Origin of the sequence: Pseudomonas sp. QS1027, from assembly GCF_002814235.1 — a bacterium.
In the GTDB taxonomy this organism is placed as follows: domain Bacteria; phylum Pseudomonadota; class Gammaproteobacteria; order Pseudomonadales; family Pseudomonadaceae; genus Aquipseudomonas.
In genome coordinates, this window is the sequence record NZ_PHSU01000015.1 from 24,911 (window position 1) to 46,517 (window position 21,607).

The following is a 21,607-nucleotide window of genomic DNA, read 5'->3' on the forward strand; positions in this document are numbered from 1 at the left end:
GCTGGGAGGCATCGTCTCCGCCCTGTGTGCGGATCAGCCACTCTGGGCATTCACAGAGATCGCCTTGACCGTTGCTTGTTGCTGCTGCGCTGAGGCCTTTGCCTGTACACGCCGATCCAATGGGGCCTCCGCTGATCGATTGTTGATGCTGTTTGTCGTGTTTATCTGCGCCTTCAAGAGCTTTGACTTTCTGATATCTGCATTCCATTCGCTTTTCGCAGGCACAGGCATGCTGGATACCAGCGGGCTTTTGAGCGGGTTTTCCAACAAGCGCTTCTACGGCCAATTCCAGACCTTCACCTTGCCGCTTTTAACGCTCCCACTTTTGTTGTCTACCACCAAGCGTTCATCCCAAGCCTGGGTTTTCTCGCTCTTGAGTCTCTGGTGGTTGATCGCGGTGATGGGTGGTACTCGCGGCACCTGGCTGGGCATGGGGGTAGCCGCCGGTGCGCTGTTCTTCTGTAGTCACTCCGGCAGGCGCTGGATCATGTGGCAGTTGCTCGCTGTTGTGGTGGGGGTGACTCTCTACTGGCTGTTGTTTAGTGTCCTCTCCGGTTACCTCTGCATGGAGGTAAGCAACGCTGCCAGCGATCGCTTGACCACCACGCTTTCCAACCGAGGTCCGCTCTGGCAACAGGCCTGGGACATGATCCGCGAACGGCCCTGGCTCGGCTTCGGCCCCATGCACTTTGCCGATATCCACAACCCCATCGCCGCCCATCCGCATCAGGCCATTCTGCAATGGGCCAGTGAATGGGGCGTTCCCTCCGCCTTGCTGGTCATGGGGTTGGTCGGACGTGGCCTGTGGGCCACCTTTAGCCTGATCCGCGAACGTTCGACTTCTGATGACCCAACCGATTTATTGCGCCTGTGCCTGTTCGCCAGCCTGATTGGCGCCCTGACCCAATCCATGGTCGACGGGGTGATCGTGATGCCGTACTCCCAGCTCTGGTTGTCGCTGGTGGTCGGCTGGCTTATGGCGTTGCATGTCTGGAAGGGCGAGCCGGCCAAGCCCGATGCCTTTATCCACTGGTCGTGGATGGGCATCAGCACAGCCGCCGTGCTGTTCCTGGTCTATGTGGTGATCCGTGACGTTCCCCATCTGGACGAGCGCAACAACCTCTACCAGCAGCAATACGGCGGCCATTTTCAACCGCGCTTCTGGACCCAGGGCGTGATTGCGATCAAGCCCGAGTAGCTTGCCCGCTGCGGTATCGGATGCTAGCTTTAGCGCCACGCCGGTGTAGCTCAGTCGGTAGAGCAGCGCACTCGTAACGCGAAGGTCGTAGGTTCGATTCCTATCTCCGGCACCAGATCATTGACGTCCGAAAATGGCGAGAACAGCCCCATCACCGGTGCTAGTCTCTGCCCATGAACACGACTATTGCTTCCTCATTCCCCTCGGCCGATATCTGCGAAAAGGCCCGCCTGAGCCGCGATGCGCGCTTCGACGGGGTCTTTTTCACGGCGGTCCTCAGCACCCGTATCTATTGCCGTCCCGTCTGCCCGGCGCGTCCGCCCAAGGTCGAGAATGTGCAGTACTACCCCAGTGCCGCTGCTGCCGAAGCCCTGGGCTTCCGACCCTGCCTGCGTTGCCGCCCCGAACTGGCGCCGGGCAACACTATCTGGCTGCATGGCGAACATCTGGTCGGTCGTGGGCTGAAGTTGATCCACGAAGGTTTTCTCGCCGAACAATCCCTCGACGACCTGGCAGCCCGGCTCGATGTCGGTGCCCGGCAACTACGTCGCCTGTTCGTCAAACACCTTGGCGCTCCGCCTATCGCCGTCCATGCCACCCAGCGCCTGTTGTTCGCCAAGCAACTGCTGACCGAGACCGCGCTGCCGATCACCGAAGTGGCGCTGGCCTCGGGTTTCCAGAGCTTGCGCCGCTTCAACTCGGCCTTTGCCGACGCCAACCATGCGCCGCCCCGGGATTTTCGCCGCAAGCCGTTGGCCAATGCCAACAACGCATTGGTCCTGCGCCTGGGCTATCGACCCCCCTACGATTTCAAGGCTGTGTTGGCGTTCCTCGCCAGTCGTGCCTTACCGGGCATCGAGGTTGTCGACGAGCAAGGCTATCGGCGGGTCTTCGGCAACCACGAATCGCCCAGTTGGCTGCAGGTCAGCACCGGGTCGGATGGCGCTCATGCCTTGAAGCTCGAACTGTTCAATGTCCCGCCCAGCCAGATGCTGCCGGTGGTCACGCGGATTCGTCGGATGTTCGATCTGGATGCCGACCCCCAGGCCATCGCCGCCACCCTGGGCGCGAGTCCGGTGCTTGCGCCGCTGGTTGAGCGTTATCCCGGCCAGCGGCTGCCAGGTGGCTGGGATGGCTTCGAGATTTCGGTGCGGGCGGTGTTGGGGCAGCAGGTCAGTGTGGCGGCGGCACGTACCCTGGCATCACGACTGCTGACCCGCTTTGGCACTGTCATTGAGGTACCGCCGGCACCCGGCCTGGATCGCTTGTTTCCATCTCCAGAGCAGATGGTCGACGCAGACCTGGGCTCAATCGGAGTGATCAGGACACGCACCGCTACCATCCAAGGGATCGCCCAGGCCTTGCTCGATGGTCGGGTGAGTTTTCGTACAGAACAGCGCCTCAATGATTTCGTCAAAAGCTGGGTTGCGCTACCGGGTATTGGCGAATGGACCGCGCACTACATCGCCATGCGCGCGCTCAATCATCCCGATGCCTTTCCGGCGGCGGACCTGATCCTGCGCCGCGAAGTGGTCAGGGATATCCCGCCCTTGAGTACCAAGGCACTGGAGCGGCTCGCCGAAGACTGGCGTCCGTGGCGGGCCTATACGGTGATGTACCTGTGGCGCGGGGCGAGTGAGGCAGAATCGATACGCAGGAGTCAAAAATGACAGCAAGCCCGATTTACTACGACATCATCCCTTCGCCCATCGGCCCCATGATGCTGGTGGCTGACGACGACGGGCTGCGCGAGCTGCGCTTCGAGCTGGACTATCGGCCGCAGACGCCATTGGACGGCTGGGTGCATGCGCCGGAGAAACTGGCGCAGGTGCATACGCAATTGCGGGAGTACTTTGCCGGGGAGCGCGTCGAGTTCGACTTGAAGCTCAATATGCAAGGGACGGACTTCCAGAAAGACGTCTGGCAGGCCCTGGTGACTATTCCTTACGGCGTGACCACCAGCTATGGGGAAATTTCCCAGCAGATCAATCGACCCAAGGCTTCACGGGCAGTCGGGGCGGCCAATGGACGCAATCCGGTGCCGGTGATCGTGCCCTGTCATCGGGTGATCGGCAGCAACGGCAGTCTGACCGGGTTCGGTGGCGGGCTGGCGGCCAAGCAATGGTTGCTGGAGCTGGAGTCGCGGCGCTTTGCATTGCGTTGAGGTGTTTGGCTCTTGCGTCTGTCGCGAGCGTCTTGACCCTGAACACACCGTTGCGACCAATACGATTACTTGTAGGAACCGGCTTGCTGGCGATGGCGGCCGAAAGGTCGATGCAAGGCTTACCGGCCTCATCGCCAGCAAGCCGGCTCCTACAGGGGGGATTCCCAAGCCGGTGTCAGAGGCTTAACCGCATCGACAGATCCACCGCCTTCACATCCTTGGTCATCGCGCCAATGGAGATGTAGTCCACCCCCGTCTCGGCAATCGGCCGCAGGGTGCTTTCATTGATCCCGCCGCTGGCTTCCAGCTTGGCCTTGCCGGCATTCAGGCGCACCGCTTCGCGCATATCGTCCAGGCTCAACTCATCGAGCATGATGATGTCCGCCCCTGCCGCCAGTGCTTCCTTGAGCTCTGAAAGACTCTCCACCTCGATCTCCACCGGCTTGCCCGGTGCGATCTTGTGCGCCGCGTTGATCGCCTGGGCGATCCCACCGCACGCGGCGATATGGTTTTCCTTGATCAGGAACGCGTCGTACAAGCCAATCCGATGGTTATGACAACCGCCGCAGGTCACCGCGTACTTCTGCGCCAGGCGCAAACCCGGCAAGGTCTTGCGGGTATCCAGCAGCTTGACCGCGGTATCGGCGACCTGGTCGGCGTAATAACGCGCATGGGTCGCGACCCCGGAGAGCATCTGGAGGAAATTCAACGCGCAACGTTCGCCGCTGAGCAGCGAGCGCGCCGGGCCTTCCAGATGGAACAGCGGCTGGTTCGGCTGGACCCGTTCGCCGTCGCGCACCTGCCAATGCACGGCCACCCGCGGGTCGAGCTGGCGGAACACCGCATCGACCCAAGCCGTACCGGCGATGGTCGCCGCGTCGCGGGTAATGATGGTGGCCTTGGCCAGGCGCTCGGCGGGGATCAGCTGGGCGGTGATGTCGCCACTGCCGATGTCTTCGAGCAACGCACGGCGCACGTTGGCTTCGATTTCGGCGGTCAGGTCGGCGAGGCGTAGATTCGGCATAACGGACTCCACAAACAAAGTACCCTGATTATAGGGGCAGGGCGCCGCCCAACCCAAGGCGCGCGGCCGAGACTGGCCGCCCGGATCCTGCCTTTGGTCGATTGTCGCGAGCGTTTTGGCCGTTCGACGGTCTATTTTCATATCGATAGGAAAAGGAATTGCCGAGGCACTAGTAAAAGTGACATCTTTTACAAGATAATCTGCCTTGTAATTGACGTCATAGCTTTGACGTCTCTGTGATTCCCCGATTATCGATAGCCGGCGAGCATCTTAGGTGTTCGCCGAGAAGCGGTTGTGAGCGCTGTTGCCCACCCCCCGCAAACACCGATCTTTCACCCGAACTGACAGAACCGCTGCGGCAGGAGGCTTTGATGCACATTGACGGGAAGGTCGTGCCTTTGCACAAGGCCGCCGAAGATCAAGCGACGCGGTCGCCGCTTGCCCGTTTGCCCGTGGTTCTCGTCCAGGTCCGTGACAAGGCTGCATTGCAGCTCAAGCAAGGCTTGCAGGTGCTGTTCGATAACGCCGACGACACCTTGTTCGAAATGGCCGACAAGGCCCAGAACAACGTCGACCAGAACACCTTTTTCGAAGCCATGCGCGACCTGCGCCTCAAGCGCAAGAGTATCGAGCGCGGTTTTCTCGAGCGGTTTTTCGAGGCCTTTGACGGCCTTGGCCAGTACGACATCAGTGAGCCGACACTGTCCTCGGCGGTGTCCTACGAATCCCTTGCACTGGTGCCCAACGATGAGCTCGAACGCACCGTAGCCCTCGATGCCATGGTCGCCAAGGTCCTCAGCCGCGACAGTTTTGCCCTGGGGCAACTCAGCACCCGCCTCAATGCCCTGATCACCCGGCGTGTCGACGATGCGAGCAATCCCATGGGCCCGGCGATGCTCTGTGAGTATTTCCTCGAGGCCGGGCGCAACCTCGGGGTAGAGATCAAGGTCAAGCTGATCATCCTCAAGCTGTTCGAGAAATATGTCCTCAGCGACGCCGACCAGTTGTACGCCGAAGCCAATCAGTTGCTGATCGCCACCGGTGTGTTGCCGGAGCTCAAGGCTGCCCCGGCGCGGCGCGCCAGTGATCGTGTGACCACCAGTACCCGTGGCCATCAGGCGCCGACCGCCAACGCCAAGCCCCTGGATGAAAGCGTGCAGGAGGTGTTCGCCGCCTTGCAGGAACTCCTGCTGCATGTGCGTGGCAGCGTCGCGCCCAAGCTTGAGGCCGGCTCCGAGGTCCAGCCGATTTCCACCAACGACCTGCTGCGCCTGCTCTCGCATCTGCAGCAATATGTGCCGGAGCCCAGCTCGCCGGAAGATTTCGACCTGCGTAATCAGCTGGAACAGCTGCTGACCCGGGTCAGCGTGAAAAGCGGCAAGTCCCGGGTGGTCGGGGGCATGGACGAGGACGTGATCAACCTGATCGCCATGCTCTTCGAATTTATCCTCGATGATCGTGTCCTGCCGGATTCGCTGAAGGCCTTGATCGGTCGCTTGCAGATCCCGATGTTGAAAGTGGCGGTGCTGGACAAGAGCTTCTTCAGCCGTGGCAGTCATCCGGCTCGCCGCCTGTTGAATGAAATCGCCTCCGCTGCCCTGGGCTGGGGGTCACGTGACGACTATCAGCGCGACGTCCTGTACGTGCGCATCGAGCAGATCGTGCAGCGCCTGTTGAATGATTTCGTCGACGATCCGGCGATCTTTGCCGAGCTGCTGGTGGAATTCCTCGCCTTTACCAGCGACGAGCGCCGGCGTAGCGAATTGCTCGAACAGCGTACTCGCGATGCCGAAGAAGGTCGGGCGAAAGCCGAGCAGGCGCGCCAGCGGGTCCAGGAAGTCTTGAACGAACGGTTGTTGGGGCGGACCTTGCCCGAGGTGGTGGTGCGTCTGCTCCAGGAGGCCTGGAGCAAGGTGCTGTTGCTGACCTGGCTCAAGCAGGGCGAAGCGTCCACCGAATGGCAGGCCGGTTTGCAGACCATGGACGATTTGATCTGGAGTGTCGAACCCCAGGACCCGGTGGATGCGCGGCTCAAGCTGCTGGAGCTGGTGCCGGGGTTGCTCAAGTCCCTGCGCGATGGCTTGACCAGCGCCGCCTTCGACCCCTTCGCCACCAGCGAATTTTTCAGCCAGCTGGAAGGCCTGCATGTGCAGGTGCTCCAGCAGCTTGCCAGGAAGAATGCCGAGCCCGTGGTGAGCGCCCAGGCGCCGGCGATGGTTGAAGTGGTGGAAGAGATTGTCCTCAGCGCGCCCCACGAGCCCCTGGTCGAAGACGTCGCCTTCGAGTTGCCGGCCGATGACGCCGCGCTGTTCTGGATCCGGCAATTGCGCATCGGCCAGTGGGTGGAAATCCGTGAGGACGAGGAGAACTGTCTGCGCTGCAAGCTGACGGCAATCATCGAGCCGGGCGGCAAGTACATTTTCGTCAACCGTACCGGCATGAAGGTGCTGGAGCGAACCGCCCAGGCCCTGGCCGTGGAGTTCCGCCGTGGCGCGGTCCGCCTGCTCGACGACGCCTTGCTGTTCGACCGGGCGCTGGCGTCGGTCATCGGCAACCTGCGACGGATGAAGATGCGCTGAGTGCGCTTCGCGTGTCCCGGCGCCGGGCGTTGCTTGAGAAAATTTCCTGTATAAGCGCGGATTGCTGACCCATCCGCGTGCCTATCGCGGCATACTGAGCCTGTCGTTTTGTCTTCGAAGGAATCGGTATGCAGTTGGATCCCGCCAGCGGTTGGTGCCAGGACGTGTGTCACTGTCCGTCGCCCAACTTCAACCAGCGTCCGGCCGAGGAAATTTCCCTACTGGTGATCCACAACATCAGCCTGCCGCCAGGGCAGTTCGCCACGGGCAAGGTGCAGGAGTTCTTCCAGAACCGCCTGGATGTCACGGAACATTCCTACTTTGAAGGCATTGCCGACCTGCGCGTGTCTGCGCATTTTCTGATTGAGCGTGACGGTATAGTCACTCAGTTTGTCTCTTGTCTGGAGCGCGCCTGGCATGCCGGGGTGTCGTCTTTCGAGGGGCGGGAAACCTGTAACGATTTTTCCCTGGGCATCGAACTGGAAGGCACCGATGAGCTGCCTTTCACCGAGGCGCAGTACACGGCGCTGATCGATTTGACCCGACAACTGCGGGCCGCTTACCCGGCCATTACCCCGCAACGGATTTGCGGCCATAGCGATATTGCTCCGGGCCGCAAGACCGATCCGGGGCCGGCGTTCGACTGGGCGCGCTTTCGTGCCGCCGTGCTGGAAAAAGGAGAGTCACAATGAGTTTTCTGGTGTTGCTGCTGGCGGTCTGGGTCGAAAAATTCTCGGCCTTGCGCCAACGGGTCCAACGTGACGGCAGCTGGCTGCGGGAGCTGGCCAAGCTGGAAGCCGCTCCGCGGACGGCTGGGCATCCCTGGCTGGTGCTGGTCCTGCTGGTGCTGTTGCCGGTGGTCGTACTCGGCTTGCTGCTGATGGCCTTGCAACCGCTGGCCTATGGTTTGCTGGCGTTGCCGGTGCATCTGGTGGTGGTGATTTACAGCCTGGGCCGCGGGGATCTGCTGGCGGCCCTCGGACCGTTTCGCGATGCCTGGCGCCGCGGTGATGTGCAGGCGGCCGTGCATGTGGCCAAGCGTGACCTGGATGTTTGCGCCGAAAACGGCGATGACTTGCTGGAGAAGGTCCAGGGCTATCTGTTGTGGCAGGCCTACCAGAGTTTCTTCGTGGTGATTTTCTGGTATTTCCTGCTGGGCCCGGTGGCGGCGCTGAGTTATCGGCTGCTGGCGCTGGCGGCGGAGCATGGCCAGAGCCCGGCGCTGGTGGAGCGCGCGACCTTGCTGCGGCACGCCTTCGACTGGTTGCCGGTGCGCTTGCTGGCGGCCAGCCTGGCGTTGGTGGGCAATTTTGTCGGGGTCAGCCGGGTGATGCTGCATGAGTTGCTCAACTGGGATATCACGGCGCGACAACTGGTGGAAAAGGTGGGTCGCGTCGCCGGGGAAATCCCCGCGCCTGTCGTCGGTGCCGATGGTGTCACCAGCCTGGACAGCCTGTGGGAGCTGCTGCTGCGGGCGGCGGTGCTCTGGTATGCCGGGTTTGCCCTGTGGACCGTACTGATCTGATCCACGGCCGCCCACTGTTCTCGCCAGCACCGCGAACCTTGTAGGAGCCGGCTTGCTGGCGATAGCGGCCGATAAAACGACGCAAGGCTCACTGGCCTCATCGCCAGCAAGCCGGCTTCTGCAGGTCTGTGGCGTTTTCAAAAGCAATGCAGTGTCGACCGCAGGCGGGCGAATCGCCATTAACCTTAAGTTACAAAACTCCCTTCCAAATTAAGTTATACAAGCAGTAGCTGCGGATACTGGCTTTGTGCCTCGCCGTGCCTGCCACTATAAAAATAATACGAAAGGGAGCATTCCAGTGAAGCGCTTGCTATATCCCGCCGTCGCCCTGATGAATCGCATGAGCTTCGGGAAGAAGTTCAGTTTGATCAGTGTGCTGTTCTTCGTGCCGATGCTGGTGACCAACTTCTACCTGGTGCACGACTCCTATCGCGAATTCTCCGGCACCCAGATCGAGCTGCAAAGCCTCGACCTGCTGGGCAGCAGCCTGAGCCTGCGACGCGACCTGGAAACCCTGAACAACCAGGTGCAGATCGACGCCGTCCTCGGTCAGTCCGGCAAGGCGGGGGACCTGGAAAGCAAGATCCACACCCTCGAGCAAAGCGTCCTCGCCCGCCTGCAAGGCCTGGCGCCGGTGACGATCGACCCCGAGCAGGTCGATGCCTTCAACGCCAAGCGCGATGAAATGATTGGCGCCTTCAAGGCCCAGCAGGCCGAAACCTCCTTGCAAAGCAAAAGCGCACTGATCACCAAGCTGCTGGCCAAGGCGCAGATTTTCAGCCAGATCATCGCCAGCCAGTCGGGGCTCAGCCGCGATAACCAGAGCGATCTGCGGCAGTTGAGCGAGCTGGTGACCAGTGTCACGCCGCAAGTGACGCAGATCCTCGGCGAAGGCCGCTCCATGGGCGCTTATTCCCTGGGCCAGGGCTTTCTCAATTCGGCGTCGAGCACGCGCTTCGACGAGCTGTTGCAACAGATCGAGAAGTTGCAGGCCGAATACGCGCTGAAACTCCAGGATGCCCTGGGCGGCAGCAAAAATGCTCACGCCGCCCTGGATACACAGGCCGCCAGCAGCAAGGCGTCGCTGAAAAAAGGCAGTGAGCTGTTCGAAGAGCAGGTGGTCATGGCCGAAACCCTCGATGCACCCTGGCCGGCTTTCTACGATCAGGTCAGCGCCCTGATGGCGCAGACCTACCAGCTCAATGACGCGACCCTGGCCTATTTCGCTCAGGAGCTTGAACAGCGCCTGGGGCAAAATCGCCTGCACATGCTGTCATTGGTGGTCGCGCTGGCGGCGGTGTTTTTCTCCATCGTCTACCTGTACGGTGGTTTTTATGCCTCGACCCGGACCACCTTGCGGCGCCTGGGGGAAATGATGAACAAGGTCGCGGCCGGGGACATGACGGTCAATTTCGTCGCCCATAGTCGCGATGAACTGGGGGAGCTGGGCGGCGTGTTCAATGGCACCGTGGCGAAGATCCATGACCTGATCGAGCGGGTCGGGCAGACCGTCAGCGAGGTCGAGCGCCAGGCCGGCCAGGTCGAGTCGGTGTCGGCCCGCAGCAATCAGGCGGTAGCCGGTCAGCGCAGCCAGATCGAGCAGGTGGCAACCGCGATGAACCAGATGTCGGCCACCGCCCAGGAAGTGGCCCGCAGCGCGGCGGCCGCAGTGAGCAGCGCCCATAGCGTCAATGGCGAAACCCTCAGTGGCCGTGGCCTGGTCGAGTCGCAACAGAACAGCATCGTGCAGTTGGCTGGCGAGATCGATCAGTCGGTGCAGGTGATCAATCAACTGGCCACCGACAGCCAGTCCATCAGCCGGGTGCTGGAAGTGATCAAGAGCATCGCCGAGCAGACCAACCTGCTGGCCCTCAACGCGGCCATCGAGGCGGCCCGGGCCGGTGAGCAGGGCCGGGGGTTTGCGGTGGTGGCCGACGAGGTGCGGACCCTGGCCAAGCGCACCCAGCAGTCGACGGGGGAAATCGAGCAGATGATCAGCCGGCTTCACGGCGGCGTGGGGGCGGCGGTGAAAGCCATGGGCATCAGTCATGGGATGGCGAACAGCACGGTGAGCCAGTCGGAAAAGGTCCAGCAGGCGCTGGACAATATCCTCGGCGCGGTGGGCATGATCGTCGACCAGAACCAGCAGATCGCGGCGGCCGTCGAGCAGCAAACCGCGGTGGCCCATGATATCGACCAGAACATCGTCGAGATCAATCGCGCGGGTGAGCGTACGGCCGAAGGCGCGCACCAGACCGAAAGTGCCAGCCGCCTGCTCTCGGTACAGGTGGTGGAGCTGAAGCAATTGATTGGCGCGTTCAGGGTCTGAGGCGGGGAGTTTTCAGAGAGGGCGATGGTGAATGTGACATCGCCATCGCCAGCAATCGAGACATCGGTGCTCAGGCGCCTGCCGGCCAATTGAACAGTGCACAGGCATTGGCCGTGCTGGCGTTCGCCAGGGCTTCCGGGCTCACATTCATCAGCCCGGCCAACGCCGCACAAATCGCCGGCAAATGCTCGGGGCTGTTGCGTTGGCCGGCGAACATCACCGGCGCCATATCCGGTGAATCGGTCTCCAGGACCACGCTGTCCAGCGGCAGGTCGGCGATGACCTTGCTCAGGCGCAAGGCCTGCGGCCAGGTGCCGGCACCGCCCAGGCCCAGCTTGAAACCCAGCTTGATATATTCCCGGGCTTCCTCGCGACTGCCGGCAAACGCATGGATGATGCCGCTGCGGGCCGGGCGAAAACGCTTGAGGGTGGCAATGGTCGCCGCGTGGCTTCTGCGCACATGCAGCAGCGCGGGCAGGGCGAAGTCCACCGCCAGTTTCAACTGGGCTTCGAACAGCGCTTGCTGGCGTTCGCGATCCAGCTGCGGCAGAAAATAATCCAGGCCGAACTCGCCTACCGCGCACAGCTGCGGATGGCCGGCGCAACGCGTCAGCCAGTCGCCCAGTTCGTTGAGATCGGCCGGGCGGTGATCATCCAGATACACCGGGTGCAAGCCGAACGCCGCGTGCAACCGCGAATCGCTTTGCACCAGGTCCCAGACCCGCTGCCAGTTTTTCTGATAAACCCCCAGCACCACCATCCGCCCCACACCCAAGGCGCGGCTGCGCTCAAGGACCTCGCCGCGATCAGCATCGAAATCGGCAAAGTCGAGGTGGGTATGGGTGTCGATCAGCTCCACTGTCAGACCCCGTGGATGCGCTGCTTGAAGGTCCGGGCGATGGCCTGGACGCCCGGCTGGTAGTTCTTGTCCTCGATGGCGGCCAGGGCCAGTTCCAGGGCTTTTTCGGCGATCAGTTGGTGCTGTTGGGCCATGGCGTTGACCGGCAACGGCAGGAAGTCCAGCAACTGGGTATCGCCGAAGGTGCCCAGGCGCAGCGGCTGCGCCTGGAGCGGCTGATCGTGCAGGGCGTCGAACACACCTTGCAGCAGGACATAGGAGGTGGTGATCAGGGCGTCCGGCAGATGGCCGAGGCTTTTGATCAGGCCTTCCATCAACTGGCGACCGCACTCGCGGCTGAAGGCCTCGCCCTGTTCGACCAGCACCTCGCCCTTGAAGCCCTTCAAGGCCTCCTGGAAACCGGCGGCGCGTTGGCGGCTGATGCTCAACTCGGCGCGGGCGCCGATCAGGGCGATATGCCGCGGCAACGGCTGCAGCAGGCTGCGGGTCAGTTGCAGGCTGGCCTGACGGTCGTCACTGACCACCGAGCAGAAGTGCGCCGGCTCCATTTCCCGGTCAATGGCAATTACCGGTGTCCCCAGCGCCTGCAACTCGCGATAGCTGTCGTCATCGGCGGGCAGGCAACTGGCGACGAACAGTGCATCGCAGCGCCGCGCGCGGAACAGTTGCAGCAATTGCCGCTCGCTGTCGGGAGCGTCGTCGGAACTGGCGATCAGCAACTGATAGCCACGGGCGCGGGCGCCTTGCTCCAGCAGCTTGGCGATGCGCGCGTAACTGGGGTTTTCCAGGTCCGGCAGAATGAAACCCAGGGTCCGCGTCTTGCGACTGCGCAGCCCGGCAGCCTGGGGGTTGGGCGTGAAGCCATGCTGCTCGACCACCGCCCGCACCCGTTCGACGGTGCTGCTGCTGATACGCTGTTGCGCGGCCTTGCCGTTGATCACGTAGCTGGCGGTGGTGACGGACACACCGGCCAGTTGGGCGATATCACTGAGTTTCAAGCGGGGAGTTCCTTATTTTGCTGCAGCGTTCATGTCTGCATTTTCGCTGATCGTATCCTATTCCAGCAGCCGACCTTCGTCGCCCAGTTGTCAAAAGACGACGGAGTTTCAGATGTCAGGCTGTATACAACCCGGATGTCGGAGCCTTGGGGCTGTCAAACGCTTCGACGGCCCGTCATGGTCCAGCGGTTTATCCCCGGACTTTCAAGACGTCGTGGGGCTTCAACACCGAACAATAATCGAGTAACGTGACCAACACTCTAGATTAAACGTTTCAGCAAGCGTATTTTTGGGACATTCGGCCCGTGTCACGGTCCTGCCGGAAGACCGTTGCACATTGTTCGGGCCACCCGCCTAAGCTGACTCATTCAAAACAATACCTAGCGTCCTTATGACGCTGAATAGGAGAAAGGCATGCTCGAGCTCACCGTAGAGCAGATTTCCATGGGCCAGTCGGCCGTGGACAAATCTGCAGCCCTGCAACTGCTCGCGAACAGACTGGTGGCTGACGGCCTGGTGGCCGAGGGTTACCTGGTGGGTTTGCAGGCGCGTGAGGCCCAGGGCTCGACCTTTCTCGGCCAAGGTATTGCGATTCCCCACGGCACGCCGGAAACCCGCGACCAGGTGTTCGCCACCGGGGTGCGCCTGCTGCAATTTCCCGAAGGTGTGGACTGGGGCGACGGCCAGATCGTCTACCTGGCCATCGGTATCGCTGCGCGTTCCGATGAGCACTTGCGCTTGCTGCAACTGCTGACCCGGGCCCTCGGTGAAACCGATCTGGGCCAGGCCCTGCGTCGCGCCAGTTCCGCTGAAGCGTTGCTCAAGCTGCTGCAAGGCGCACCGCAGGAGCTGGCGCTGGATGCACAGATGATCGGCCTGGGGGTGGCCGCGGATGATTTCGAAGAACTGGTCTGGCGCGGTGCGCGCCTGTTGCGCCAGGCCGATTGTGTCAGCAATGGTTTTGCCGCCGTGTTGCAGCAGGTCGAAGCCTTGCCCCTGGGCGACGGCCTCTGGTGGTTGCACAGCGAGCAGACGGTCAAGCGTCCTGGCCTGGCCTTTGTCACCCCGAACAAACCGATGCGCTACCTTGGACAGCCCCTGAGCGGCCTGTTCTGCCTGGCCAGTCTCGGCGAAGCGCACCAGGCTCTGCTCGAGCGCCTGTGTGCGCTGCTGATCGAAGGCCGTGGTCACGAACTGGGCCGCGCCACCAGCAGCCGGGCGGTGCTCGAAGTGCTGGGCGGCGAGTTGCCGGCCGATTGGCCGAGCGCGCGGATTGCCCTGGCCAATGCCCATGGGCTGCATGCCCGGCCGGCGAAGGTCCTGGCGCAATTGGCGAAAAATTTCGAAGGCGATATCCGGGTGCGCATCGTCGATGGCACGGGCGGTGCCGTGTCGGTCAAAAGCCTGAGCAAGTTGCTCAGCCTCGGCGCCCGGCGCGCCCAGGTACTGGAATTTATCGCTGAACCGAGCATTGCCGCCGATGCCTTGCCCGCGCTTCTGGCGGCGGTGGAAGAAGGCCTTGGCGAGGAAGTCGAGCCATTGCCGGCGATCAGTGCCGCGAGCCCTGCGCCGGAAGAAGTACTGGTGCCCCTGGTGGCGCCGAGTGCCGGCAGCCAGCTCCAGGCTATCGCCGCCGCACCGGGAATCGCCATCGGCCCGGCCCATGTCCAGGTGCTGGCGCAGTTCGAGTACCCGCTGCGCGGCGAGTCCGCGCTGGTTGAGCGTCAGCGTCTGCAACAGGCCCTGGATCTTGTGCGCGCGGACATTGAAGGCTTGATCCAGCGCAGCAAGGCCAAGGCCATCCGGGAAATTTTCATTACCCATCAGGAAATGCTCGATGACCCGGAACTGAGCGACGACGTCGAAGCCCGTCTCAAGCAGGGCGAAAGCGCCGAGGCCGGCTGGATGGCCGTGATCGAGGCGGCGGCCCGTCAGCAGGAGGCGTTGCAGGATGCCTTGCTGGCCGAACGCGCGGCGGATCTGCGGGATGTCGGCCGGCGAGTGCTGGCGCAACTCTGTGGCGTCGAAACCCTGGCCGAGCCCGACCAGCCGTATGTGCTGGTGATGGATGAAGTCGGTCCTTCGGATGTGGCTCGATTGGACCCGGCGCGGGTTGCCGGGATTCTCACCGCCCGCGGCGGCGCCACGGCCCACAGCGCGATCGTGGCCCGGGCCCTGGGCATCCCCGCCCTGGTCGGTGCCGGTGCGGCGGTGTTGCTGCTGGCGCCGGGCACGCCGTTGCTGATCGACGGGCAGCGCGGCCGCCTGCATGTGTCGCCGGATGACGCGACCTTGCAGCGCGCCTTGCAGGAACGTGACACCCGCGAGCAACGCCTGCGTCTGGCCTCGGAGCAACGCCACGAACTGGCGCTGACCCGCGATGGTCACGCGGTCGAGGTGTTCGCCAATATCGGCGAAAGCGCCGGCGTCGCCAGCGCGGTGGAGCAGGGTGCCGAAGGCATCGGCCTGCTGCGCACAGAACTGATTTTCATGGCCCATCAGCAGGCGCCGGACGAGGCGACCCAGGAAGCCGAATACCGTCGCGTGCTCGATGGCCTGGCGGGTCGGCCACTGGTGGTGCGGACCCTCGATGTGGGCGGCGACAAACCGCTGCCGTACTGGCCGATCGCCAAGGAGGAAAACCCCTTCCTCGGTGTGCGCGGCATTCGCCTGACCCTGCAACGTCCGCAGATCATGGAAGGGCAACTGCGTGCCTTGCTCCGTGCCGCCGACAACCGTCCGTTGCGGATCATGTTCCCGATGGTCGGCAGCGTCTCCGAGTGGCGCCAGGCGCGGGAGATGACCGAACGTCTGCGGCTGGAAATCCCGGTGGCCGATCTGCAACTGGGGATCATGATCGAGGTGCCGTCGGCGGCGTTGCTGGCGCCGGTGCTGGCCAAGGAAGTGGACTTCTTCAGCGTCGGCACCAACGACCTGACCCAATACACCCTGGCCATCGACCGTGGTCACCCGACCCTTTCGGCCCAGGCAGATGGCCTGCACCCGGCGGTGCTGCAACTGATCGATATCACCGTGCGCGCGGCCCATGCCCATGGCAAGTGGGTCGGCGTGTGCGGCGAACTGGCGGCTGATCCTTTGGCGGTGCCGGTGCTGGTAGGGCTGGGTGTGGATGAACTGAGCGTTTCGGCGCGCAGCATTCCCGAGGTCAAGGCGCGGGTCCGCGAGCTGAGCCTGCCTGAAGCGCAAGCGCTGGCCCAGGCCGCCCTGGCGGTGGGCAGCGGCGATGAAGTCCGTGCCCTGGTGGAGGCTTTGTAATGGCGCGGATTCTGACCCTGACCCTGAACCCGGCGCTGGACCTGACCGTACAGTTGGCGCGGCTGGAGCCCGGCCAGGTCAATCGCAGCGAAGCGATGCAGACCCACGCCGCCGGCAAAGGGGTGAATGTCGCCCAGGTGCTGGCGGACCTGGGGCATCAACTGACCGTGGGTGGCTTTCTCGGCGACAGCAATCCGCAAGCGTTCGAGGCCCTGATGGCGCGTCGCGGTTTTGTCGACGCCTTTGTCCGGGTGCCGGGCGAAACCCGCAGCAATATCAAGCTGGCCGAACACGACGGGCGGATCACCGATCTCAATGGCCCGGGGCCCCTGGTCAGCGAACAGGCGCGGCAAGCGCTGCTGGACAAACTCGACCTGATCGCCCCGGGGCACGACGCCGTGGTGGTCGCCGGCAGCCTGCCGCAAGGGGTGAGCCCCGAGTGGTTGCAGGCGCTGCTGCTGCGCTTGAAAAACCTTGGCCTGAAAGTCGCCCTGGACACCAGCGGTGCGGCATTGCGCGCCGGTCTTGCGGCAACGCCCTGGCTGATCAAACCCAATGGCGAGGAGCTGGCCGAAGCCTTGCAGACTCCGGTGACCTCGTTGCAGGGCCAGGCCGAAACCGCCGCGCGACTGCAGGCCCAGGGGATCGAACACGTGGTGATTTCCCACGGTGCCGAAGGGGTGAACTGGTTTTCCAGCGCGCCGGCTTTGCAGGCCTTGCCGCCGAAGGTGAAGGTCGCCAGCACGGTCGGTGCCGGCGACTCGTTGCTGGCCGGCATGCTGCACGGGTTGCTCAGCGGTCACTCCGCCGAGCAGACCCTGCGCACCGCCACCGCGATTGCCGCCCAGGCGGTGACCCAGATCGGTTTCGGCATCAGTGACAAGGCGCAGTTGGCGCAGCTTGAAAGCGGCGTCCGCGTGCACGCCCTGACAGAACAATAAGAGGGAAAGTGATGAAATTAGCCATTGTTACCGCCTGCCCGAACGGCATGGTCACCAGTGTGCTCTGCGCCCGCCTGCTCGATGCGGCGGCCCAGCGCCAGGGTTGGAGCACCAGCGTCGAAGTCCACGACAACCAGCACCCGGAGCGCCAGTTGTCGGCGGCGACGGTCGATGCCGCCGAATGGGTCCTGCTGGTCAGCAGCGTGCCGGTGGAGATGTCGCGATTTATCGGCAAGCGGGTTTTTCAAAGCACCCCGGCCCAGGCGTTGCAGGATGTCGAGGCGGTGTTGCGTCGTGGTGCCGAAGAGGCCCGGGTGTTTGTTGCGCCAGCAGTGGCGACCGAACCGGTTGCGGCCGCCAAGCGCGCACCGCGCCTGGTGGCGGTGACCGCCTGCCCGACCGGCGTGGCCCACACTTTTATGGCCGCCGAAGCCTTGCAGCAGTCGGCCAAGCGCCTGGGTTATGACCTGCAGGTGGAAACCCAGGGCTCCGTCGGCGCCCGCAACCCGCTGAGCGCAGCGGCGATTGCCGAGGCCGATGTGGTGCTGCTGGCGACGGATATCGACGTCTCCACCGAGCGTTTCGCCGGCAAGAAAATCTACCGTTGCGGTACCGGCATTGCCTTGAAGCAGCCGGACGCGACCCTCAACAAGGCACTGGCCGAAGGTCATCCGGAGCAGGCTGCGTCGGGCAACGCCGGGCCCTCGGTCAAGCAGGAAAAGACCGGTGTCTACAAGCACCTGCTGACCGGTGTCTCGTTCATGTTGCCAATGGTGGTGGCGGGCGGCCTGATGATCGCCTTGTCGTTTGTCTTCGGCATCACCGCCTTCAAGGAACCCGGCACGTTGGCGGCGGCCTTGATGCAGATCGGTGGCGAAAGCGCGTTCAAGTTGATGGTACCGCTGCTGGCCGGCTATATCGCCTACTCGATTGCCGACCGTCCGGGCCTGGCGCCGGGGATGATCGGTGGCCTGTTGGCGAGCACCCTGGGTGCGGGTTTTATTGGCGGGATCGTCGCCGGTTTTCTTGCCGGCTACAGCGCCAAGGCGATCAATCGTTATGCGCGGCTGCCCAGCAGCCTTGAGGCGTTGAAACCGATCCTGATCATTCCGTTGCTGGCGAGCCTGTTCACCGGTCTGGTGATGATCTACGTGGTGGGCAAACCGGTGGCGGGGATGCTCGAAGGGCTGACCCATTTCCTCGACAGCATGGGCACCACCAACGCCATTCTGCTCGGGGTGTTGCTGGGCGGGATGATGTGTGTCGACCTCGGAGGACCGATCAACAAGGCGGCCTATGCGTTCTCGGTCGGGCTGCTGGCGTCGCAGAGTTATGCGCCGATGGCGGCGACCATGGCGGCGGGGATGGTACCGCCGATCGGCCTGGGGATTGCCACCCTGATTGCGCGGCACAAGTTTGCCCAGAGTGAGCGCGAGGCGGGCAAGGCGGCGTTTGTGCTGGGGTTGTGCTTTATCTCCGAGGGGGCGATTCCGTTTGCCGCCAAGGACCCGTTGCGGGTGATTCCGGCGAGCATTGCCGGTGGTGCGCTGACCGGTGCCTTGTCGATGTATTTCGGCTGCAAGCTGATGGCGCCCCACGGCGGCCTGTTCGTGATGCTGATCCCGAATGCGATCAACCATACCTTGCTGTACTTGCTGGCGATTGTCGCCGGCAGCCTGCTGACGGCGCTGGCCTATGCCGTGCTCAAGCGGCCGGAAGTCGTCGAGTTGGCGGTGGAGCCGGTGCGAGCTTGATTGCATTCGGCCTCAGATCCGCGGCGGTAGTTGCACCGCGATCGTCAGCAAGCCGGCTCCTGCAGTATGTGGCCGAGCGCAAACCTTGCGTACGACATAAAACCTGTAGGGGCCGGCTTGCTGGCGATCGCGTTCGTATAAGCTGCGCAAGGCTCAAGGGCCTCTTCGCGGGCAAGCCCAGCTCCTACAGTACGTCGTCGTTCACTGACCTTGTGTACGACACAAAACTGTAGGAGCTGGGCTCGCCCGCGAAAGCGTCGGCATCTGACGATGCGAGGCTCAAGGGCCTCACCGCTGGCAAGCCGGGGCGTCGAGTGGGCCTCAGTACACATCCCGCCGATAACGCCCTTGCTCGATCAATTGCTCGACGGCCTCGGCCCCGAGCAACTCCAGCAGCACCTGATCGACCCCCGTCGCCATCCCCTGCAAGCTGCCGCAGATATAGATCGCCGCACCGTTCGCCAGCCATTGGCGCAGTTCATCCGCCGCTGCGCGCAGGCGATCCTGGACATAGATCTTTTCTGCCTGGTCACGGGAAAACGCCAGGTCCAGGCGCGCCAGGTCACCGCTGGCCAGCCAGCCTTTCAGTTCTTCCCCGCAGTGGAAGTCATGGGCGATATTGCGCTCGCCGAACAACAACCAGTTGTCCCTCTGGCCATCGGCAATGCGCGCCTTGAGCAAGCTGCGCAAGCCCGCCAGGCCCGTACCGTTGCCCAGCAGAATCAACGGGCACGGCGCCGTCGGCAAATGGAAACCACTGTTGCGCCGCAGCCGCAGGCTGATACCGGCGCCCGGCGCCGCATGCTCGGTCAACCACCCGGAACCCAGGCCCAGGCTGCCATCGGCGTGGCGCTCCTGGCGCACGATCAACTCCAGTTGCCCATCGCTTTCAATGGAGGCGATGGAGTATTCGCGCGGGCTCAGCGGTATCAGCGCATCCACCAGGGCCTGGGCATGCAGGCCGACCAGATGAGCCCGGTTCTCCGGCAACTGGCGTGCTCCCAGGGCCTGGGCGAGGCTTTCCTGCAAACCGTCGAGTTGTACCGGAGTGTCGGCGTCAAGTCCGAGTCCGGCGAGGAAGCGTTCCACTGCCAGGGCACTCTGGCGTGGGAGGATTTCCACCAGGTCACCGGCTTGCCATGGGGTCGCCGTCTCGGCCGTCAGGCCCAGCAGGTAGACGGCGGAACCGGCGCTGCCCGGGTTGAGCAGGTCGCGCTGGCGCAAGGTCCAGTTGGCGAAATCCGGTGCCTGCCAGGCCACCGGAGGCGTGCCGCCGGTCAGTTGGTTGAGTTGCTGTTGCCAATAGCGCAGGGCGTAGGGATCGCCGTTGTCGACTTCGACCGGGGCGAACAGGGTATTGCCGCCACGCGCTTCCAGCCACCGATGCAGGCGTCGGGCGAAACCGCAGAAGTGTTGGTATTGCCGGTCGCCCAGGGCCAGTACCGAATAGTTCAGGGTGCCGAGGGGCAGCGGCTGGCCGAGTACCTTGCGTTCGAAACCGCGGGCGCTGTCCGGTGCCTCGCCGTCGCCGAAGGTGCTGACGACAAACAGCGCATGCTGCGACTCGCGCAGGTCCCGCTCATTGATGTCGGCCAGCGGGCTGACCCGCACTGGCACGCCGGCGGCCTGCAACTGACCGGCGCTCTGCCAGGCCATCTGTTCGGCGAAACCGCTCTGGCTGGCGAAACCGATCAGCCAGGCGGAGGCCTCGCCGTGTTGTGGCTCCAGGTCCAGGCGGGCTTGCTTGACCTGGCGTTTCTTGCGCCGCCGATCGAGGTACAGCAGCCAGCCGGTGACGAAGAACAGCGGCATGGCCAGGCTCGACAGGGTCAGCAGGACTCGCCCGGTGATCCCGAAATAGCCGCCGGTGTGCAGCGCGTAGAGGCTGGTCAGCAACTGTGCCTTGAAGCTTTGGTCGGCGTAGCGCAACTGGTCGCTGATCACCCCCGTGGCCGGGTCCAGGTTGATCTGGTTGAGGGCGCGCTCATGGGGCGAATCCTTGAGCAGGTAGTAGACCGTCGCCGGTTGCCCGGCCACCGCCGGCATGCGGATGTTGTAGGCGCTGACGTCAGGGCCCGTGGCCCGCTGGATACTGGCCCAGATCGCGTCGTAGTCGGCGCTCGGCGCCGGGCCGCCGGGTGCCGGCTTGCGTTGTCCGCCGCCGCGATGCTGGATCGGTGAGTCGGCCAGCAGTTTGTTCAGGCCGTCGCTGTACCATTCGTAGGACCAGAACAGGCCGGTCAGCGCCGACAGCAGGTAGAGCAGCAGGCACCAGGTGCCGGCGACCGCGTGCAGGTTCCAGTTGAAGGCGCGACCTTTTTTCGCCCAGTCGAGTGTCAGCCAGACCCGCCAGTTCAGGGCCTGGCGCGGCCAGCGCAGATAGAGCCCGGAGAGGCAGAAGAACAGCAGCATCAGGGTGCACGCGCCGGTGATCTGCCGGCCGGTATCGCCCAGGGCGAGAAAACGGTGCAGTTGCAATACCAGGGCGAAGAAGTCCTGGCCTTGTGCCTCACCCTGGTACTCGCCGGTGTAGGGGTCGAAATAGCGCATCTGCCCACGGCGTTCACCGGGCGCAGGTGTGAAGGCGACCCGCGCGGCGTTGTCGCCATGGGGGGAAACCCAGAGCATGGCGACGGTCTTGCCTTCGCGGGCTTCGAGCCTGCGCACCAGTTCGGCGGGGGGCAGGGCTTCGCCTTGCGCGGGCACTTCGAGTTGCAGGACGCTGGGGTTGAGCAGGCGTAGCAGTTCGTCCTGGAACGACACCGTGGCTCCAGTAATGCCCATGAAAGCCAGCACCAGCCCGGCAGTAATGCCGAACAGCCAGTGCAATTGGAACAGTGTTTTCTTCAACACGGCGACCGCCTTGCTTTCTCGAAGTGATTCTCACGACGCGCATTATGCCGTGTGTTTGTGAGAATGCGACGAATTCATATTAACGGCGTTTTTTTCGTGTGACAAAA

14 protein-coding genes and 1 tRNA gene are annotated in these 21,607 nt (G+C 63.3%); 11 read left to right on the forward strand and 4 right to left on the reverse strand.

The genetic code is table 11. The annotated features are described in order from the left end of the window. Positions 1–229 precede the first annotated feature (229 nt). The 4 genes from CWE01_RS14395 (at position 230) to CWE01_RS14410 (ending at position 3,362) form a co-directional block, all read left to right on the forward strand. Positions 230–1,198: an O-antigen ligase gene (locus CWE01_RS14395; RefSeq protein ID WP_256579355.1), complete on the forward strand. Its 969-nt coding sequence runs from the start codon at positions 230–232 to the stop codon at positions 1,196–1,198. Between the two features lie 39 nt (positions 1,199–1,237). Further along, positions 1,238–1,313 (forward strand) — tRNA-Thr (locus tag CWE01_RS14400). Between the two features lie 58 nt (positions 1,314–1,371). Continuing rightward, positions 1,372–2,868 carry a DNA-3-methyladenine glycosylase 2 gene (locus CWE01_RS14405; RefSeq protein ID WP_100941204.1) on the forward strand — a complete coding sequence of 499 codons (1,497 nt, stop codon included), beginning with the start codon at positions 1,372–1,374 and terminating at the stop codon, positions 2,866–2,868. Further along, positions 2,865–3,362: a methylated-DNA--[protein]-cysteine S-methyltransferase gene (locus CWE01_RS14410; RefSeq protein ID WP_100941205.1), complete on the forward strand. Its 498-nt coding sequence runs from the start codon at positions 2,865–2,867 to the stop codon at positions 3,360–3,362. Before CWE01_RS14405 ends, CWE01_RS14410 begins: the two co-directional genes overlap by 4 nt. A gap of 175 nt (positions 3,363–3,537) precedes the next feature. On the opposite strand, the gene nadC is transcribed toward CWE01_RS14410, so the two are convergent. Beyond that, positions 3,538–4,386: a carboxylating nicotinate-nucleotide diphosphorylase gene (gene nadC, locus CWE01_RS14420; RefSeq protein WP_100941207.1), complete on the reverse strand. Its 849-nt coding sequence runs from the start codon at positions 4,384–4,386 to the stop codon at positions 3,538–3,540. Positions 4,387–4,757: 371 nt separating this feature from the next. Between nadC and CWE01_RS14425 the strand changes: the two genes are divergently transcribed. The 4 genes from CWE01_RS14425 to CWE01_RS34280 all read left to right on the forward strand — a co-directional run bounded on the left by CWE01_RS14425 (position 4,758) and on the right by CWE01_RS34280 (position 10,819). Beyond that, on the forward strand, positions 4,758–6,965 hold the full coding sequence (locus tag CWE01_RS14425; protein WP_100941208.1) for a DUF1631 domain-containing protein: 2,208 nt from the start codon (positions 4,758–4,760) through the stop codon (positions 6,963–6,965). Between the two features lie 128 nt (positions 6,966–7,093). Further along, entirely contained in the window at positions 7,094–7,657 is a 564-nt protein-coding gene (gene ampD, locus CWE01_RS14430) for a 1,6-anhydro-N-acetylmuramyl-L-alanine amidase AmpD (RefSeq protein WP_100941209.1), read from the forward strand. Then, entirely contained in the window at positions 7,654–8,490 is an 837-nt protein-coding gene (ampE, locus tag CWE01_RS14435) for a regulatory signaling modulator protein AmpE (RefSeq protein ID WP_100941210.1), read from the forward strand. The genes ampD and ampE overlap by 4 nt, the downstream gene beginning before the upstream one ends. A gap of 1,624 nt (positions 8,491–10,114) precedes the next feature. Then, positions 10,115–10,819 carry a methyl-accepting chemotaxis protein gene (locus CWE01_RS34280; protein ID WP_371315573.1) on the forward strand — a complete coding sequence of 235 codons (705 nt, stop codon included), beginning with the start codon at positions 10,115–10,117 and terminating at the stop codon, positions 10,817–10,819. Between the two features lie 70 nt (positions 10,820–10,889). Here the strand turns inward: CWE01_RS34280 and CWE01_RS14445 are convergent, their stop codons facing one another. Together CWE01_RS14445 and cra are read right to left on the reverse strand one after the other, a co-directional pair. Further along, on the reverse strand, positions 10,890–11,678 hold the full coding sequence (locus CWE01_RS14445) for a TatD family hydrolase (RefSeq protein ID WP_100941212.1): 789 nt from the start codon (positions 11,676–11,678) through the stop codon (positions 10,890–10,892). A 2-nt stretch (positions 11,679–11,680) separates the two neighbouring features. Further along, positions 11,681–12,676 (reverse strand): catabolite repressor/activator, encoded by a 996-nt coding sequence (gene cra / locus CWE01_RS14450; protein ID WP_100941213.1) that lies wholly within the window; start codon positions 12,674–12,676, stop codon positions 11,681–11,683. Between the two features lie 414 nt (positions 12,677–13,090). Here cra and ptsP point away from each other — a divergent pair, with 414 nt between their 5' ends. The 3 genes from ptsP to CWE01_RS14465 are packed head-to-tail and all read left to right on the forward strand — an operon-like array spanning position 13,091 to position 18,647. Then, a complete protein-coding gene (gene ptsP / locus CWE01_RS14455; protein WP_100941214.1) occupies positions 13,091–15,952 on the forward strand; it encodes a phosphoenolpyruvate--protein phosphotransferase in 2,862 nt (953 codons plus the stop codon). Beyond that, positions 15,952–16,893, forward strand: a complete 942-nt coding sequence (gene pfkB, locus CWE01_RS14460) for a 1-phosphofructokinase (RefSeq protein ID WP_100941215.1) — start codon at positions 15,952–15,954, stop codon at positions 16,891–16,893. The genes ptsP and pfkB overlap by 1 nt, the downstream gene beginning before the upstream one ends. Before the next feature lie 11 nt (positions 16,894–16,904). After that, complete coding sequence (locus CWE01_RS14465) at positions 16,905–18,647, forward strand: PTS fructose-like transporter subunit IIB (RefSeq protein ID WP_100941216.1); 1,743 nt, start codon at positions 16,905–16,907, stop codon at positions 18,645–18,647. Positions 18,648–18,968: 321 nt separating this feature from the next. On the opposite strand, the gene CWE01_RS14470 is transcribed toward CWE01_RS14465, so the two are convergent. Beyond that, complete coding sequence (locus CWE01_RS14470; protein ID WP_100941217.1) at positions 18,969–21,500, reverse strand: sulfite reductase flavoprotein subunit alpha; 2,532 nt, start codon at positions 21,498–21,500, stop codon at positions 18,969–18,971. Positions 21,501–21,607: the final 107 nt, after the last annotated feature.

Excerpts from the sequence above, each read along its gene's own strand:
- CWE01_RS14395 (WP_256579355.1), top strand. The coding sequence starts at position 230 with ATGCTGGATACCAGCGGGCTTTTGAGCGGGTTTTCCAACAAGCGCTTC.
- CWE01_RS14405 (WP_100941204.1), top strand. The coding sequence starts at position 1,372 with ATGAACACGACTATTGCTTCCTCATTCCCCTCGGCCGATATCTGCGAA.
- CWE01_RS14410 (WP_100941205.1), top strand. The coding sequence starts at position 2,865 with ATGACAGCAAGCCCGATTTACTACGACATCATCCCTTCGCCCATCGGC.
- nadC (WP_100941207.1), bottom strand. The coding sequence starts at position 4,386 with ATGCCGAATCTACGCCTCGCCGACCTGACCGCCGAAATCGAAGCCAAC.
- CWE01_RS14425 (WP_100941208.1), top strand. The coding sequence starts at position 4,758 with ATGCACATTGACGGGAAGGTCGTGCCTTTGCACAAGGCCGCCGAAGAT.
- ampD (WP_100941209.1), top strand. The coding sequence starts at position 7,094 with ATGCAGTTGGATCCCGCCAGCGGTTGGTGCCAGGACGTGTGTCACTGT.
- ampE (WP_100941210.1), top strand. The coding sequence starts at position 7,654 with ATGAGTTTTCTGGTGTTGCTGCTGGCGGTCTGGGTCGAAAAATTCTCG.
- CWE01_RS34280 (WP_371315573.1), top strand. The coding sequence starts at position 10,115 with ATGTCGGCCACCGCCCAGGAAGTGGCCCGCAGCGCGGCGGCCGCAGTG.
- ptsP (WP_100941214.1), top strand. The coding sequence starts at position 13,091 with ATGCTCGAGCTCACCGTAGAGCAGATTTCCATGGGCCAGTCGGCCGTG.
- pfkB (WP_100941215.1), top strand. The coding sequence starts at position 15,952 with ATGGCGCGGATTCTGACCCTGACCCTGAACCCGGCGCTGGACCTGACC.
- CWE01_RS14465 (WP_100941216.1), top strand. The coding sequence starts at position 16,905 with ATGAAATTAGCCATTGTTACCGCCTGCCCGAACGGCATGGTCACCAGT.